Source organism: Ferriphaselus amnicola (assembly GCF_000974685.2).
Taxonomy (GTDB): Bacteria; Pseudomonadota; Gammaproteobacteria; order Burkholderiales; family Gallionellaceae; genus Ferriphaselus; species Ferriphaselus amnicola.
Genome location: NZ_AP018738.1, coordinates 1,123,998 through 1,139,922, shown reverse-complemented (window position 1 = coordinate 1,139,922; position 15,925 = coordinate 1,123,998). Strand labels below are relative to the sequence as shown.

Here is a 15,925-nt window from a genome sequence, read left to right as displayed (position 1 = left end):
CTTGGATCTCGCATCTCAATTACTTGAGAATTAATTCGAAGCTGACCCTTTTAATGTGCGATTGTTCGCGGGCTCAGAAAACGTGGTCTGTCCCCGATTGTTCATTCGATGCTGACCCCATTAGCTTCTATTTTTTAAAAATTGGAATAGTCGGCCCTTCTTTTGACTTTTCGGCATATCTTCCGTGATAAGCCTTAGAAGCCGGGCTTGCACATTTGACCAAATACAGTTGGGCGACATCACTACCAACGGGTATATCAATTTCCCACGGCGAATTGTTTATTATTTCAAGCGTCACATAGCCATCAAACCCTGGCTCCACTTGACCATCGTTACATGTAGCAGAAACAAAAAGCCTGGCCAAAGTCCCTTTGGTTTGAACTAATCCAAAATAATCTAATGGGATTTTGTATTTGTGTTTGCTGCAAGAAATTACCTGTTGCCCAGGTTTAAGAGTGAGGTTTTGTTGTATTTCTTCTCGATCAGAAAATATTGTGGATGGGCTCGGGTGGGATTCGTACACAATCTTCTTTTCAAGAGGAAATTTCGGTCGGAAACAAAAGCTTCCCATCTAAATTTTTAATGAGTATTCATCTACAAGTGCCATGTCACAAATTGAATATTGTGCGGACAATTGCTCAAGGTTTTTTTCAATAACGATCATGATTGTTTATGGCTTCTGAGCTGCTTTTAATTCTGGTAATTCTGGCTGTTTTTCTTTTTCATTTATCGCATCTTGCTTGCCATTCTCAACTTGATTCTGTTGTGTGGATTGCAATTGGAGCATGGGCTTGTAATAAAAAACATACGAGAGGAAGAAGGCTAACATCGAGCTAGAAATCATCGTCACCAACCAACCAATCCAAATGGTCTTATTTGCACCAAACCATTTATTCATTTCGGATATTTTACTTTTCGGCACCGAAGAAATTTCACTCGTGCGATAAGTTGCGTTATGTACTTTAGTTGATTCAGTAGGAAAGAAAATTACTGAGCCAAGCTTCTCGCCTTCCGTTAATACAACCTTTTGGCTGGTGGTATTAAACAATCTGAGCTTCAGTTTTCCTATAAATGCAGGCTCAACTTTTGCCGAAGCCACTAACACTCCTCGAGATAAAAAAAGACTACCCGTCGGAAGAACAATTCCATATCTGTTGTGAGGAACCCTAATTTCTTCCTTTACTTCCACAACAATTGATCCATGTCCTTTTACAACAATTGAACCATCAACCCGAATTAATCCTTTATCACTTATTGAATAATTATCATTCCAGCCATCACCAAGACTAAGTTCAATCGAATACTCTTCAATGTTAGAAGCTGCTGCTGTTGTGTAAATATTGCTATTACTTGATAGCGAATATTTATCGAATACATCTTGGGAATTTGTTGTTCGGCCTTTTATCTGCAAGACACTCATCAGATTTGCCCTTCATCAAGAGGCTGAGAAATCCGCCCACCTTGCCACTGCCCCTTGTACAGGCCGACATCTCCCGTTACCGAAAGAAAAACCGCATGGGCAAACCGTGCCCCTTTTTCTATTTCAAAAGTTTCATAATGGGTATTAGTTAATGAGAAAACCATTGGGCCAACATAGCCTGCTGGCAATACGCTAGATTGAAATATCACGCCACTTCTGAAAAGGGTGCTACGCGGAAAGAAAACTGCTGCAAGATCAGTTGGAAGATCAAACTCTTCAGTAGTGGTAGCCAAATATGTACGGCCTGACTCCAGATAGAAGCAGTTGTTTTCATTTTCCTGAACCAATACATCCTCAGGGGTTCTTCTAGTTGCAGTTCTCAAACTGCCACCACCTGAACCTACACTTGAAAGAGATGAAAGGCATAAGTCAAAGCCTACCCCCTCGGGCTTTAATAACTCACGATCAGATAGATTTCGCACTATCTTGCCGGAGTGAATCAACTCGAGTAATGAGTGTGGTGAGTTAATCATATAGCCTCAATTCGTATTTCATAACTAAATCAATATTCGAAATTATCTTCGTCGATTTTACCGGCTAATCGGCTTATACCGAATCCGCTTAGGCTTCGCGCCCTCTTCACCCAAACGCTTCTTCTTGTCCGCTTCGTATTCCTGATAGTTGCCGTCAAAGAACGTCCACTTCGAATCGCCTTCGCAGGCGAGGATGTGGGTGGCGATGCGGTCGAGGAACCAGCGGTCGTGGGAGATGACGGCGACGCAGCCGGCGAATTCGAGCAGCGCATCTTCGAGCGCGCGCAGGGTTTCCACGTCGAGGTCGTTCGAAGGCTCATCGAGTAGCAACACGTTGCCGCCAGAGATGAGGGTCTGCGCCAAGTGCAGACGTCCGCGTTCACCACCAGAAAGTTGGCCGACGATCTTGGCTTGGTCGCCGCCCTTGAAGTTGAAGCGTCCGATGTAGGCGCGCGCCGGGGTCTCGTATTTGCCCACGGTCAGAATATCGTTGCCGCCGGAGATGGCATCGAACACGGTCTTGGTGCTGTCCAGTGTGTCGCGCGCTTGATCCACGTGGGCGATCTTCACGGTCTGGCCGATCTTGACGGTGCCGCTGTCGGGCTGCTCTTTGCCGGTGATCATGCGGAACAGAGTGGATTTACCCGCGCCGTTGGGGCCGATGATGCCGACGATGGCGCCGGGCGGGATCTTGAAGCTTAGGTTGTCGATCAGCAGGCGGTCGCCGTAGGCTTTGGAGACGTTCTCGAATTCGATCACTTCGTTACCCAGACGGTCGCCGACGGGGATGAAGATCTCCTGCGTCTCGTTGCGCTTCTGGTGTTCTTGCGAGTTCAGTTCTTCAAAGCGAGCGATACGCGCCTTGGACTTGGCCTGACGTGCCTTGGGGTTCTGGCGCACCCATTCCAGCTCTTGCTTCATCGCCTTGGCGTGGGCGTCGAGTTGCTTCTGTTCCACCGCCAGACGTTCGCCCTTCTGGTCGAGCCAACTAGAGTAGTTGCCCTTCCACGGGATGCCGTGGCCACGGTCGAGTTCCAAAATCCATTCGGCGGCGTTGTCGAGGAAGTAGCGGTCGTGGGTGACGGCCACCACGGTGCCGGGGAAGCGCACCAGGAATTGCTCCAGCCATTCGACGGATTCGGCATCCAAGTGGTTGGTCGGCTCGTCCAGCAACAGCATGTCGGGCTTTTCCAGCAGCAGCTTGCACAGCGCCACGCGGCGCTTCTCACCGCCGGACAGGTTTTTGATGACCGCGTCCCACTCCGGCAGGCGCAGCGCGTCGGCGGCGATCTCCATCTGGTGTTCGGAGTCCGAACCGGAGGTGGCGATGATGGCTTCGAGGCGGGCTTGCTCGGTGGCGAGCGCGTCGAAATCGGCATCCGGCTCGGCATAGGCGGCGTACACCGCATCCAGCTTGGCTTGCGCTTCCATCACCTCGCCCAGCGCGGATTCGACTTCCTGACGCACCGTCCAGTCAGGGTTCAGCACCGGCTCTTGCGGCAGATAGCCGATACGGATGTTCGGCTCGCGCTGGATCTCGCCGTCGAATTCCTGATCCACACCCGCCATCAGGCGCAGCACGGTGGACTTACCGGAGCCGTTCAGACCGAGCAGGCCGATCTTGGCGCCGGGGAAGAAACTGAGAGAAATATCCTTGATGATCTGACGCTTAGGAGGAACGATCTTGCTCACGCGGAGCATCGACATTACGTATTGGGCCATGACTGTATTTCGCAGGTGTAAAAGATGCGCAAGTTTACCCCAAAATACCCATTCGACCGCCGCGCCGTCAGCCCTCTTTCTTACTGTTCAAGCTGATGATGAGCACCCCGCACAGCACCAGCGCAGACCCGGCGATCTGAAGCAGCGAAATGCGCTCGTTCAGGAAAATATAAGCCATGTAGATGGTGCTGACCGGGCCGAGCGAGCCAATGAGCGAAGTGCTGCCGGAGCCGATGCGGCGGATGGCGAACGACAGCATGAACACCGGCAGCACGGTAGAGAAGATCGCCATCGCCAAAGAAAGCTCGTACACGCGCAACGGCAAGTCGAGCGCACTCAGCGGCCGCATCACCACGAACTGCAACAGGCTGGCGATACTCGCCACCACCATGGCATAGGCGGTGAAGCGCATCGCACCGATGCGTAGGATGGCATGCCCTGCCCCCACCAGATAGATCGAATACGACAAAGTGCTGGCGAACACCAGCGAGGCGCCCAGCACGACGCTGCCTTCTTTGACGCCGATATCGTGCAGAAACACCAAGGCGATGCCCGCGTAACACAAGGCCATAGCCGCGATGACTTTGCTGCCGATGGCGCGTCGATAGAGCACGGCGGCGAGGATCACCGTCATGGTCGGGTAGAGGAACAGAATGAGTCGTTCCAAACCGGCGGAGATGTATTGCAAGCCGAGGAAATCGAGGAAGCTGGAGCAGTAGTAACCGATCAGACCTAGCCCCAACACCAGCAAACGGTCATGTGTATTCAGCGGTGCGACATGTTGGCGGCGTACCCAGATCGCCACGCCGATGAAGAACGGTACCGAGAACACCATACGCAAAGCCAACAGCGTGATCGCATCCACGTGGTCGAGGTAGGCCAGCTTCACCAGAATCGCCTTGGCTGAAAAGCCGACCGCCGCGAGCAGCGCGAAGACGACACCGAGCAAGACGTCCCGCTGAGCGAGAGCGTTGCGAGATTGGCCTGTCATAACCGGCTAGGCCGATCTCGTTTCACTCTGGGAACACGCCCGTGGAAAGGTAGCGGTCGCCACGGTCGCAGACGATGAACACGATGGTGGCATTCTCGACTTGCTGCGAGATGCGCTGGGCGATGGCGAGTGCGCCGCCGGACGAAATGCCGCAGAAGATGCCCTCTTCCCGCGCCAGCCGCCGAGTGTAATCCTCGGCCTCCGCTTGGCTGACATACTCGATGCGATCAACGTTGGTCGAGCTGTATATCTTGGGAAGGTAAGCCTCCGGCCACTTACGGATACCGGGGATCTGCGCGCCCTCTTCCGGCTGCGCACCGACGATCTGGATGACGGGGTTGCGTTCCTTAAGAAAGCGCGAGGTACCCATGATGGTACCCGTCGTGCCCATGCTTGAGACGAAATGGGTGATGCGACCTTGCGTATCGCGCCAAATCTCAGGGCCGGTGCCTTCGTAATGGGCCAGCGGATTATCTGGATTGCCGAACTGGTCAAGGATGATGCCGCGCCCTTCGCTGCGCAGCTTGTCAGCCGTATCGCGCGCCAGCTCCATGCCGCCCGCTTTCGGTGTCAACACCAGTTCCGCACCAAAGGCGCGCATGGTCTGGCGGCGCTCGATGCTCTGGTTCTCAGGCATCACCAAGATCATGCCGTAACCGCGCATGGCGGCGGCCATCGCCAGCGCGATGCCGGTGTTGCCGGACGTGGCTTCGATCAGCGTATCGCCGGGCTTGATCTCACCGCGCGCTTCGGCGTGGGTGATCATCGACAGCGCCGGGCGGTCTTTCACTGAGCCCGCTGGATTATTACCTTCCAGTTTGGCCAGAATCACGTTGGAAGTATCGCCGGGAATGCGCTTCAAACGCACCAGCGGTGTCGCTCCCACAAAGTCTTCGATTGTCTTGTACATACAGCCTCCAAAGTTGGCGCGAATGATAGCAGCAGCACGCTTTGAGTACGGCAGGATTCTTTGCCAGGGGTGGTCGAAATCGCTTAAAATGGCGACATTCCCAGACGCGCTCCTCGTTCTATCCACCCGATGATGAAAAGCGGAATCTTCCTCGCTACGCTATTGTTTTCGTGCCTGTTGGCACGTACAACGGTGGCCGCTCCGCAAGACTCTGCCCCCAACGCAAGTACGGAATCGGAGTTGAAACTGGCGACTGCGCTGACTGCCAAGCAGGATGCGGATGCTAGGCACGGCATCATCGGCAATCTACTGAACAAAGCGACTGATTTGATCGGTACGCCTTATCGCCTAGGCGGGACGACACCCGACTCTGGTTTTGATTGCAGCGGTTTCGTCGGTTATCTGTTCAAAACCAACCTGAATCTGAACCTGCCGCGCACATCCAAAGATATGAGCCAAGTCGGCGACAAAGTCGATAAAGACGAGCTCAAACCCGGTGACCTGCTGTTCTTCAAGACCGTCAAGCGCAGCATCTCGCATGTGGGCATCTATGTCGGTGACGGGAAATTCATCCACTCACCGTGGCATGGCAGCAGTGTCGAGGTTGCCTATCTAGGCATGAAATATTGGTCCAAGCGCTTCGCCGTCGCCAAGCGCGTCGATCTACCGGCAGCATTAACCAACCCGCTGGGTAGCCCGCTACAATCGGCGGCTCCCCAGCAACAATAACCCTCCCCTCAATCATTAAGGAAAATAGCATGAGCTTGAACAATGTCAGCGCCGGCAAGAATCTGCCGCAAGAATGTAACGTCATCATCGAGATCCCCGCGAACTCGGATCCAGTTAAGTATGAAGTGGATAAGGAAAGCGGCGCGCTGTTCGTCGATCGCTTCGTCTCCACTCTGATGCGCTACCCCTGCAACTACGGCTACATCCCCAACACTTTGGCGGACGATGGTGATCCCGTTGACGTGCTGGTCATCACCCCCTTCCCTCTAGTACACGGCGCAGTGATCCGCGTACGTGCGCTGGGCATGTTGGACATGGACGACGAGAGCGGTGGCGATGCCAAGCTGGTCGCCGTGCCGGTCACCAAGCTGACTCCGCTGTACCAGAACGTGAACAGCATCGATGATCTGCCTGAGCAACTGCTGCAACAGATCCAGCATTTCTTCGAGAACTACAAGTCGCTGGAAAAGGGCAAATGGGTCAAGGTCAAGGGCTGGAAAGGCATCGAAGCTGCCCACGCTGAGATCACCAGCGGCGTTGCCAACTACAAGGGTTAAGACATGACCGCGCGCATCATTGACGGCAAGGCCATTGCGCAGGAAGTGCGCGCCGAATGGAAGATTCGCGCCGACGCGCTCAAAGCTCGCGGCATCACGCCAGGACTGGCGGTCATCATCGTCGGCGAAGACCCGGCGTCCAAAGTGTATGTCGCCAACAAGGTGAAGGCTTGCGCTGAGCTTGGTCTGCATTCCGAGCACATCGCCCTGCCCGCCGACACCTCCGAAGCTGCCCTGCTGGCCAAGATCGCCGAGTTGAACGCTGACCCGAAGATCCACGGCCTGCTGGTGCAATTGCCTGTGCCCAAGCACATCGACGGCGACAAGGTGCTGAACGCCATCAGTCCTGACAAGGATGTCGATGGTTTCCACCCGATCAACGTCGGCGCGCTGGCTACCGGCAACATGCGCTTCGCGCCGTGCACGCCTTATGGCTCGCTGGTGCTGTTGCAGAAGAGTGGCGTGTCCATCGAAGGCAAACACGCCGTGGTGGTGGGCCGTAGCAACATCGTCGGCAAGCCGATGGCGCTGTTGCTGTTGCAGCACAACGCCACCGTGACCATCTGCACCTCCAAGACCGTTGACCTCGCCAAGTACACCCGCGATGCCGACATTCTGGTGGTGGCGACGGGTCGCCCGAAGATGATCACTGGCGACATGATCAAGCTGGGTGCAGCGGTGATCGACGTGGGTATCAACCGCATGGCGGATGGCAAGCTGTGCGGCGATGTGGATTTCGAGTCGGCTAAAGAAGTGGCTGGCTGGATCACCCCCGTGCCCGGTGGAGTCGGCCCGATGACGATCACCATGCTGGTCGCCAACACCGTGCAGTCGGCGGAACGTAGCGCCGGAATCTGACCTTAGATTCCGATCAAGGTAGCGGGAGCGTTCTGCTCCCGCTCAATTTAGGACATTAAGCAGCCCTTGCCTCGCACGCTCACTTTGGGCTTTAGCCGCAGTGCACGTCCCGCAATCAATCGTTGCTGACCCCTGCCAGCAACTCCTCCACCCGCGATCTACCTTGCGGCGTGGTCATCACCATCAGGACATCCCCTCCTTGTACCGGATGCTGCGCCGGCGGATTGAACTGCCAGTGGCCGAGGTGCTTGACTGCTAGCACGACACAATCCTTGTTGCCGTGATACAGCACGGCCAACGGTTTGCCAGAAAGCGCGCTGGGAATGGTGATCTCTTCCATGCGCAAGTTGTCATCCGACTTGAGCATCTCGTCCAAGAACGACACCACCTGCGGGCGCACCATCGCAGAGACTAGACGCAGGCCGCCGGTGAAGTCAGGCGAAACGATCTCGTCAGCACCGGCACGGCGCGTCTTTTCTACGTTCTTCACATCGTGGCAACGTGCAACCACGCGTACCGTCGGGTTGAGTTGCTTGGCGCTCAGGCTGATGACCAGATTCTTGCTATCGTCCGCCGCCACCGCGAACACTCCCTTGGCGCGATGTATCCCCGCCGCGATCAGCAGATCGTTATCCGTGGCATCGCCGTGCAAGAACAACTGCTCTGGATGCTTATCCAGATAGTTGTCGATATTCTGCATCGCCTCATCGAGAATCACACAGCGCCGCCCCGTCGCACTCAGTTCATGAGCCACATTGCTACCCACCCGACCGATGCCGCAGATGATGTAGTGGTCTTGCAACTTTTCGATCTTTTTCTGCATCTTCTTTCTCCGCCAAGCAAGATTGAGGTCGCCTTCCAGAATGAACGCGGTGACCGTGGACAGCAAGTAGGTCAGCGTAGCGATCCCAGCGAAACCGATGAATACCGTGAACAGGCGTCCGTAATGATTGTTCGATAAATCCACAATCTCACCAAAGCCGATGGTGGCGATGGTGATGAACGTCATGTAGAAACAATCGACCCAGGAATTATGCTCCCCGCCAAGCAAGCGATAGCCGACCGTGCCAACGATGAAAACCACGACCAAAGCCACGCAGCCCCAGATGAACGAGGCATAGATATGACGTGCGGATGCGTCCAGCCTCATGGGTGCTCTTTGCGTTTATCCGCTTCAGGGAACAGCACATCGTTGAAGCCGAACAGACTCATGTCTTCGATGCGCATCGGATAGAGGATACCATCCAAGTGATCGCACTCATGCTGCACCACACGCGCATGGAAGCCACTCACGGTGCGGTCGATCAAACTGCCGTACTGGTCATAGCCGCGATAGCGCAGGTGATCGAAACGAGGTACTTTACCACGCAGCCCCGGCACACTCAGGCAACCTTCCCAGCCTTCGGTCTGCTCATCGCCTAGCGGCAACAGCAAGGGATTGATGAGCACGGTCTCGGGAATGGCCGGTGCATCAGGATAACGTGGAGTATGTTCGCAGCCGAAGATGACCACACGCAACTGCACGCCGATCTGCGGAGCCGCGAGGCCGATGCCGTCGAGCGCCCGCATGGTGTCGCGCATGTCCGCCAGCAGTTCGTGCAAGTACGGCGTGTCGAACGCATCCACTTCCTCGGCACGATGCAACAGTCGCGCATCGCCCATGCGCAAGACGTCTCTAATCGCCATCGCACTCCACCACGCACTCGAGCAGCGTGCGCACATGCGCCATCACACCTTGAGCGACCTTACCGACGTTGTCCAGATTCACCCCGTTGCAACTATCGCCACGGCCAGCAGCGTAGTTCACCACGGCAGCGATGGTGGCGTAACTCAAGCCCAGTTCGCGTGCGAGTGCCGCTTCCGGCATCCCCGTCATGCCGACCATATCTGCACCATCGCGCTCCAAACGATTCACTTCGGCGATGGTATCCAGACGCGGCCCCTGCACGGCGGCATACACGCCACCATCCAAACAGGACACATCCGCGATACGGGAGGCGGCCAGGATTCTGGAGCGCAAAGATTGGGTGTAGGGCTGGGTAAAATCGGTATGCGTCACCGCCCGATCCGTCCCATCGACAAACGTGAATTCACGTCCGTAGGTGTAGTCAATGATCTGATCGGGAATGACCAAGGTGCCGGGCACCAAATCGGCGCGAATGCCGCCCACCGAAGCGACTGAAACGATGCGCTTCACTCCTTCCTGCTTGAGCGCCCACAGATTGGCGCGATAGTTCACCAGATGCGGTGCAATGGTGTGGCCATAGCCGTGACGTGCCAGAAAGATGACCTCATGCCCACCCAAGGTGCCGAAGGTCAACGCGCCGGACGGCTCGCCGTAGGGCGTGCGCATCACCTGCCGACGAGTAATCTCCAGATTCGTCAACTGCGTCAGCCCAGTTCCGCCCAAAATCGCCAGCATGTTAGTTCTCCTTCAAAGCGTGGATGGCAGGCAAATTTCGCCAAGCACCGTGGATGTCCATACCGTAACCGAACACGAAACGGTCGGGTAACTCAACGCCCACAAAATCAGCATACAAGGGCTTAGGTCTGCCGTGCAGCTTGTCGGCGAACACTGCGCAGTAGAAAGCAGTTGCGCCCAGTGCCAGCACGCGCTGTTTCACCGCCGCCAAGGTTTCGCCTTCATCGAGGATGTCGTCCAGCACCAACACCACCCTACCCTTCAGCTTTTCATGCTGTGGCTGTACTTTCCAGTGTAGCTCACCACCTTGCTGATGATTGCCATAGCGCGAGACGTGGACGTAATCGAAGTCGAGCGGGAAGTCGAGCTGCGGCAACAACTGCCCAGCAAAGATGACCGCACCACCCATCACGGCCAACACCAGCGGCTGGGTCTCACCCAACTGGGCTTTGATCTCTTGCGCCAGCCGACGCACCGCCGACTGAACCTCGTCCGCCGGACAAATGACCTCGGCCTGCTGCAAGTAGTTGTGCGCTTGCTGGGCAGAGATCATCAACTGACCGTTTTGAGGAAAGTGGCGAACTCGTCGTGGAATTCGGGATGCTTGAGGCCGAAAGAAACGACCGCCTTGAGGTAGCCCAATTTATCGCCACAATCGTAACGAACGCCGTCGTAGCGATAAGCCAGTAGGTTTTCTTCCTTCATCAGTTCGGCGATGGCATCGGTCAGCTGAATCTCGCCGCCAGCTCCCGGTTTGACGCGTTCCAGATGATCGAAGATGCTCGGTGTCAGGATGTAACGTCCGACCACGGCCAAGGTCGATGGCGCGACGGCAGGTTTCGGCTTTTCCACGATGCCATTGACCTTTTCCAGACGCGGTTCGAACGGCGTGCTGCTGACGATGCCGTAACTACCTGTATTTTCCAACGGAACATTCTCGACCCCGAGAATCGAGCATTGATGCTTGTCGAACACGCTCATCATCTGCTTGGTCACGCCGGGTACACCGTCCAGCAAGTCATCGGCTAGCAGCACGGCGAATGGCTCGTCTTGTACCACCGGCTTGGCACACAGCACCGCATGTCCCAGCCCCAACGCCATCGTCTGGCGTATGTAGATGCAGTTGATGTTCTTGGGGATCACTTCTTGCACCACGCGCAGCAGCTCGGTCTTGCCGCGCAACGCCAACTCCGCTTCCAGCTCGTAGGCTTTATCGAAGTGATCAGGGATCGAGCGCTTGTTACGCCCAGTGACGAAGATCATGTCGGTGATGCCCGCCTCGACTGCCTCTTCCACAGCATATTGGATCAGTGGTTTATCCACCACTGGCATCATTTCTTTAGGATTCGCCTTGGTTGCGGGCAAAAAGCGGGTACCCATACCCGCCACCGGAAAGACTGCTTTAGTGATTTTATGTTTCATCTTGATTCTCGATTTTCCTAAGGAAGTCAATAAACTGCGACTCGTTCATGATGTTTATCCCGAGCTCTTGCGCTTTGTCCAACTTTCCTCCCGCCTCCGTACCTGCAACCACATGGCTGGTCTTTTTCGACACGCTCCCGCTGACGCGCGCCCCCAGCTTCTCTAATCGTTCTTTTGCCTCATCTCGGGACATCGTCGCGAGCGTACCGGTCAACACGAAGGTCAAGCCTTGCAAGGGCGTAGTCTGCTGAATCACCACCTGCTCTGGCCAACTCACCCCGTTATCGCGTAGGGCCTGAACCACGCCCAGATTATGCGGTTCGCCGAAGAAAGCCACAATACTCTGCGCGACGATGGGGCCAATATCCGGTACCTGTTGCAAGGCTTCGATATTGGCTTGCAGCACGCCATCCAGCCCACCGAAATGGCGCGCCAGATCCTTCGCCGTCGCCTCTCCAACATTACGGATACCGAGTGCGTAGATGAAACGTGCCAGCGTCGTTTGCTTGCTGCGTTCGATGGCATCGAGCAGATTGTTGGCCGACTTCTCACCCATGCGCTCCAGTTGCGCGAGTATGGTCAGGTTCAGCGTAAAAAGATCCGCCGGTGTGCGCACGAAGTCGCCGTCCACCAACTGCTCCACCAGCTTATCGCCCAGACCTTCGATGTCCATCGCGCGACGACCGGCGAAATGCAGCAAGGCCTGCTTGCGCTGTGCTGGGCAGAACAAGCCACCGGAACAACGCCAGTCGGCCTCGCCTTCCTCGCGCACGATATGGCTGCCGCACACCGGGCATTTTCCATCTAGGCGCTGAAACAGATCGAACGGCACACCGACATCGGCGGGACGCTGATCCAACACCACGCCCACTACTTCTGGGATCACGTCGCCGGCACGGCGCACGATCACCGTGTCGCCGATGCGCACGTCTTTGCGCCGCGTCTCGTCCTCATTGTGCAAGGTGGCGTTGGAAACCGTAGTGCCGCCGACGAACACCGGCTCCAGCTTGGCTACCGGCGTGAGTTTGCCGGTGCGCCCGACCTGGATGTCGATGTCACGCACCACGGTAAGCTGTTCCTCCGCCGGAAATTTGTGCGCCACCGCCCAGCGCGGTTCGCGGGTGACGAAGCCCAGCCGTGCTTGCAGCGTCAGGTTGTTGACTTTATAGACCACGCCGTCGATGTCGAACGGCAGCGCATCACGCTTTTCGGCAACGCGCTGATGGAAAGCCACCAAGCCTGAAGCGCCGCGCACCACGGCACGCTCTTCGCACACCGGCACGCCCAAAGTCGCTAATGCCTCCAAGATTCCGCTGTGGGTGGCGGGCAGTTCCCAGCCCTGAACTTCGCCCAAACCGTAGGCGAAGAACGACAACGGGCGGCGCGCCGCCAATGCTGGGTCGAGCTGACGGATGCTGCCGGCTGCACCGTTGCGCGGGTTCACCAGCGTGGGCAAGCCCAGTTCGCGTTGCTTTTCGTTGTAACGCTCGAAGTCGCGCCGCGCCATGTAAGCCTCGCCGCGGACTTCAAGCACGGGTGGCGCGCTGCCTTGCAAGCGCAAAGGAATCTGGCGAATGGTGCGGATGTTCTGGGTCACGTCTTCGCCGCTCTCGCCATCGCCGCGCGTAGCCGCCTGCACCAACACGCCGTGCTCGTAGCGCAGGTTGATGGCGAGGCCATCGAACTTCAGTTCGCAGACGTATTCGATCTCAGCGTCCGGCTGTTCCAGCTCGCGCTTGACGCGGCCATCGAAGGCCAGCGCGCCGCCGTCGCTGATGTCGGTCTCGGTACGGATGGACAGCATGGGCACGGCATGGAGCACCGGCGCGAAGCCATCGAGCAGCTTGCCGCCGACGCGTTGGGTGGGGGAATCTAGAGAGGCGAACTCGGGATGATCGGCTTCAAGTGCCTGTAACTCGCGGAACAGGCGGTCATATTCGGCATCGGGGATGAGTGGCGCGTCCAGCGCGTAATACTGGTGGCTGTGTCTTTCGATCTCAGCGCGCAGTTGCGCGATGCGCGCAGCGATGTCGGTCATGCAAACAACCGCAGCGCCTGAGAGCTACCGGGAATGATCTGCTGCCCCAGCATGGTCTGCTCGATGGCGACCACTTGTTCGCGGATGATAGCGATGCCCTCGTCGCCTAGTTGTTTGCGGCGATCGTCCACCACGTTGGCGCGCAAACTGGCAGCGATGACCTTGGCCATTTCCAGCATCTCGTCGAAACGTTCCACCGGATTTTCCACACGTGGCACTTCCAATAGCAAGGTCAGGCCAGAGAACGACATCTGATTCAGCAGATGATGCTGGAACGGCACATTATCCAGATTGCTCAGGCTGAATTGCGTCAGGCCACGCCCGTCCAAGAACTGGAACGCACCATCGGCCTGCAAGGTAAACCCGTTCTGCGAGGCGACATAGACGATCTCGGCGCCCAGCAACTGGCGGTCGCTACGCGGCACTAGATTGAGGCCGATGATCTGATCCACCTCGGCGCACACCGCATCCAACGCGATCGCACGTTTGGCCGCCTCGGCCACGTCTGGACACTCAGCCTCCGCCGACATGTCAGCGGCGATCTTTTGTATCAGCTCACGGAAAGCAGCGATGCGAGTTTCGCTAATTGATCCTGTACGATCAACAAGTTGCAGAGACAACTTGAGAGAATCATAGAGCAATGGACTTTCGGGAATGACGCGCTCCCATTGTCCGCTGGAAGAATTCAATCCGCAGACATTGACCGGCTTGCCGAAGTCGAAACGCTGTTGCCATAGCGGAGCCAACGCGCTCACACCGATAGGTGTTCCGGGGTAGATCAGCGTCACGTAATCGCTGCTGGCATCCACCAAAGCGCAGCCTTCATTGGCAGCGCTATTGCGAACCGGTTCGTCGGCCAGCGCCTGCACCACCTCTTCCACGGCGACCTCGGGAGTGGTTTCGGACTGGCTCTCCCCACTACGGTCCTGCTCTTGTGGCGCATTCGGTTGCAGCACATCGTCGCGCTTCTTCTCGAACACTTCGCCGAAGCGACGACGATATTGGCGCTGTTGCCACCACCCGTAAGTCCATACGGCCAGCACCACGAAGATCCCGATGCCCAGCAGACTGATTTGCAATTCACTCATGGCGATGTTTGTTGTTATTGGATGTTGGCCGCGATTATCGCAACAGCTTGGAGAAATGGCAAAGCCTATGACAGCGCCAGATCACCATCCTGTATCCCGATGGTGCTCACTTCGCGCAGCGCAGTCAGAAACTCCGGCGACTCGTGCAACTGTGCTTGCGACGGTGGATGCGCCCCGCCCCGCATGTGAGCGAGTCGCGCCTTGCTGGTGGCCGGCATCTCATACCGCAGCCCAGCCAGCAACTCGTCCGCCGATTCGGGCTTATTGCACACCAACACCATATCGGCACCGGCACTCAGCGCCGCTTCCGCCCGCTGCACGATGCCGCCCGCCACCGTCGCGCCTTCCATCGACAGATCGTCGCTGAAGATGCAACCCTCGAAGCCCAGCTCGCCGCGCAGCACTTGCTTCAACCATACCGGCGAGAATCCCGCCGGGCGTGGGTCCACCTTGGGATAGATCACATGCGCGGGCATCACCGCCGTCAGCCCGAAATTCACCATCTGGCGGAACGGGATCAGGTCGGCCATTTCGATGTCGGTATAACTGCGCTCATCCACTGGAATATCCAGATGCGAATCTGCCGCGATGTAACCGTGACCGGGAAAATGCTTGCCCACCGTGTGCATCCCCGCCTGACGCAAGCCCAGCAGCAGACTGTGCGCCAACTCAGCGATGGCTTGCGGCTCGGAGTGAAAAGCTCGATCACCGATCACCGTGCTCACGCCGTAGTCCATATCCAGCACCGGCGCAAAACTAAAATCCACTCCGCAGGCGCGCAACTCAGCCGCCATCACGAAACCCGCTTGCTGCGCCAGATGCTTCGCCCGTTTGGGATGCGCATCCCACACTTTGCCCAACTCGCGCATCGGCGGAATGCGCGTAAAGCCCGTACGAAAACGCTGCACTCGCCCGCCTTCGTGATCCACCGCGATCAACAACGGCGGAGTACGTACCGCCCGAATGGCCGCCGTCAATTCGCACAACTGCGACGGCGATTCGTAATTGCGCGCGAACAAGATCACCCCGCCCACCAAGGGATGACGCAAGCGCGCCTCGTCCTCGGCCGTCAAAACCTTGCCCAACACATCCAGCATCACTGGCCCCAAACCCATACGTCCCTCGACTTAAATTACAAACAGACCAGAGAATACACTGAACCCGCCGCTAAGCGCAGCGGCCTTTAGCGCCGCGCGCCCAGCGCAACGATTGACAGCTCAACGCTCCGCCCCTAA

The 15,925-nt window shown here is 56.8% G+C and carries 17 protein-coding genes; 3 read left to right on the top strand and 14 right to left on the bottom strand.

Annotation, left to right across the window (positions count from 1 at the left end; all coding sequences use genetic code 11):
- Positions 1 to 127 precede the first annotated feature (127 nt).
- The 6 genes from OYT1_RS05490 to cysM form a co-directional block, all read right to left on the bottom strand.
- Positions 128 to 523: a dCTP deaminase domain-containing protein gene (locus OYT1_RS05490; RefSeq protein WP_197714110.1), complete on the bottom strand. Its 396-nt coding sequence runs from the start codon at positions 521 to 523 to the stop codon at positions 128 to 130.
- A gap of 147 nt (positions 524 to 670) precedes the next feature.
- A complete protein-coding gene (locus tag OYT1_RS05485) occupies positions 671 to 1,420 on the bottom strand; it encodes a dCTP deaminase domain-containing protein (protein ID WP_062627669.1) in 750 nt (249 codons plus the stop codon).
- The gene (locus tag OYT1_RS05480; RefSeq protein WP_084612083.1) at positions 1,420 to 1,953 is read right to left on the bottom strand and encodes a dCTP deaminase; all 534 of its coding nucleotides are present in this window, start codon (positions 1,951 to 1,953) and stop codon (positions 1,420 to 1,422) included. The genes OYT1_RS05485 and OYT1_RS05480 overlap by 1 nt, the downstream gene beginning before the upstream one ends.
- A 57-nt stretch (positions 1,954 to 2,010) precedes the next feature.
- Entirely contained in the window at positions 2,011 to 3,675 is a 1,665-nt protein-coding gene (gene ettA / locus OYT1_RS05475) for an energy-dependent translational throttle protein EttA (protein WP_062627668.1), read from the bottom strand.
- A 67-nt stretch (positions 3,676 to 3,742) separates the two neighbouring features.
- Positions 3,743 to 4,666: a DMT family transporter gene (locus OYT1_RS05470; protein ID WP_062627667.1), complete on the bottom strand. Its 924-nt coding sequence runs from the start codon at positions 4,664 to 4,666 to the stop codon at positions 3,743 to 3,745.
- 22 nt (positions 4,667 to 4,688) lie between these two features.
- Complete coding sequence (gene cysM / locus OYT1_RS05465) at positions 4,689 to 5,576, bottom strand: cysteine synthase CysM (RefSeq protein WP_062627666.1); 888 nt, start codon at positions 5,574 to 5,576, stop codon at positions 4,689 to 4,691.
- Between the two features lie 129 nt (positions 5,577 to 5,705).
- Here cysM and OYT1_RS05460 point away from each other — a divergent pair, with 129 nt between their 5' ends.
- From OYT1_RS05460 to folD, 3 genes are read left to right on the top strand one after another with little or no spacing between them, the layout of a single operon-like run.
- Positions 5,706 to 6,305: a C40 family peptidase gene (locus OYT1_RS05460; protein ID WP_062627665.1), complete on the top strand. Its 600-nt coding sequence runs from the start codon at positions 5,706 to 5,708 to the stop codon at positions 6,303 to 6,305.
- Positions 6,306 to 6,334: 29 nt separating this feature from the next.
- Positions 6,335 to 6,862 carry an inorganic diphosphatase gene (ppa, locus tag OYT1_RS05455; RefSeq protein ID WP_062627664.1) on the top strand — a complete coding sequence of 176 codons (528 nt, stop codon included), beginning with the start codon at positions 6,335 to 6,337 and terminating at the stop codon, positions 6,860 to 6,862.
- A gap of 3 nt (positions 6,863 to 6,865) precedes the next feature.
- A complete protein-coding gene (folD, locus tag OYT1_RS05450; protein WP_062627663.1) occupies positions 6,866 to 7,720 on the top strand; it encodes a bifunctional methylenetetrahydrofolate dehydrogenase/methenyltetrahydrofolate cyclohydrolase FolD in 855 nt (284 codons plus the stop codon).
- A 115-nt stretch (positions 7,721 to 7,835) separates the two neighbouring features.
- Here folD and OYT1_RS05445 read toward each other — a convergent pair whose 3' ends face one another.
- From OYT1_RS05445 to nagZ, 8 genes are all read right to left on the bottom strand, one after another.
- Positions 7,836 to 8,870 (bottom strand): potassium channel family protein, encoded by a 1,035-nt coding sequence (locus OYT1_RS05445; RefSeq protein ID WP_062627662.1) that lies wholly within the window; start codon positions 8,868 to 8,870, stop codon positions 7,836 to 7,838.
- A complete protein-coding gene (gene def, locus OYT1_RS05440) occupies positions 8,867 to 9,406 on the bottom strand; it encodes a peptide deformylase (protein ID WP_062627661.1) in 540 nt (179 codons plus the stop codon). Before def ends, OYT1_RS05445 begins: the two co-directional genes overlap by 4 nt.
- Positions 9,396 to 10,142: an S-methyl-5'-thioinosine phosphorylase gene (locus tag OYT1_RS05435; protein WP_062627660.1), complete on the bottom strand. Its 747-nt coding sequence runs from the start codon at positions 10,140 to 10,142 to the stop codon at positions 9,396 to 9,398. Before OYT1_RS05435 ends, def begins: the two co-directional genes overlap by 11 nt.
- 1 nt (position 10,143) lies before the next feature.
- The gene (locus tag OYT1_RS05430) at positions 10,144 to 10,695 is read right to left on the bottom strand and encodes a hypoxanthine-guanine phosphoribosyltransferase (protein ID WP_062627659.1); all 552 of its coding nucleotides are present in this window, start codon (positions 10,693 to 10,695) and stop codon (positions 10,144 to 10,146) included.
- A complete protein-coding gene (galU, locus tag OYT1_RS05425; protein ID WP_062627658.1) occupies positions 10,695 to 11,564 on the bottom strand; it encodes a UTP--glucose-1-phosphate uridylyltransferase GalU in 870 nt (289 codons plus the stop codon). The genes OYT1_RS05430 and galU overlap by 1 nt, the downstream gene beginning before the upstream one ends.
- Positions 11,554 to 13,602 (bottom strand): NAD-dependent DNA ligase LigA, encoded by a 2,049-nt coding sequence (gene ligA, locus OYT1_RS05420; RefSeq protein WP_062627657.1) that lies wholly within the window; start codon positions 13,600 to 13,602, stop codon positions 11,554 to 11,556. Before ligA ends, galU begins: the two co-directional genes overlap by 11 nt.
- A complete protein-coding gene (locus OYT1_RS05415; RefSeq protein ID WP_062627656.1) occupies positions 13,599 to 14,690 on the bottom strand; it encodes a cell division protein ZipA in 1,092 nt (363 codons plus the stop codon). Before OYT1_RS05415 ends, ligA begins: the two co-directional genes overlap by 4 nt.
- Positions 14,691 to 14,755: 65 nt before the next feature.
- Positions 14,756 to 15,805: a beta-N-acetylhexosaminidase gene (nagZ, locus tag OYT1_RS05410; RefSeq protein WP_062627655.1), complete on the bottom strand. Its 1,050-nt coding sequence runs from the start codon at positions 15,803 to 15,805 to the stop codon at positions 14,756 to 14,758.
- Between the last annotated feature and the right edge of the window lie 120 nt (positions 15,806 to 15,925).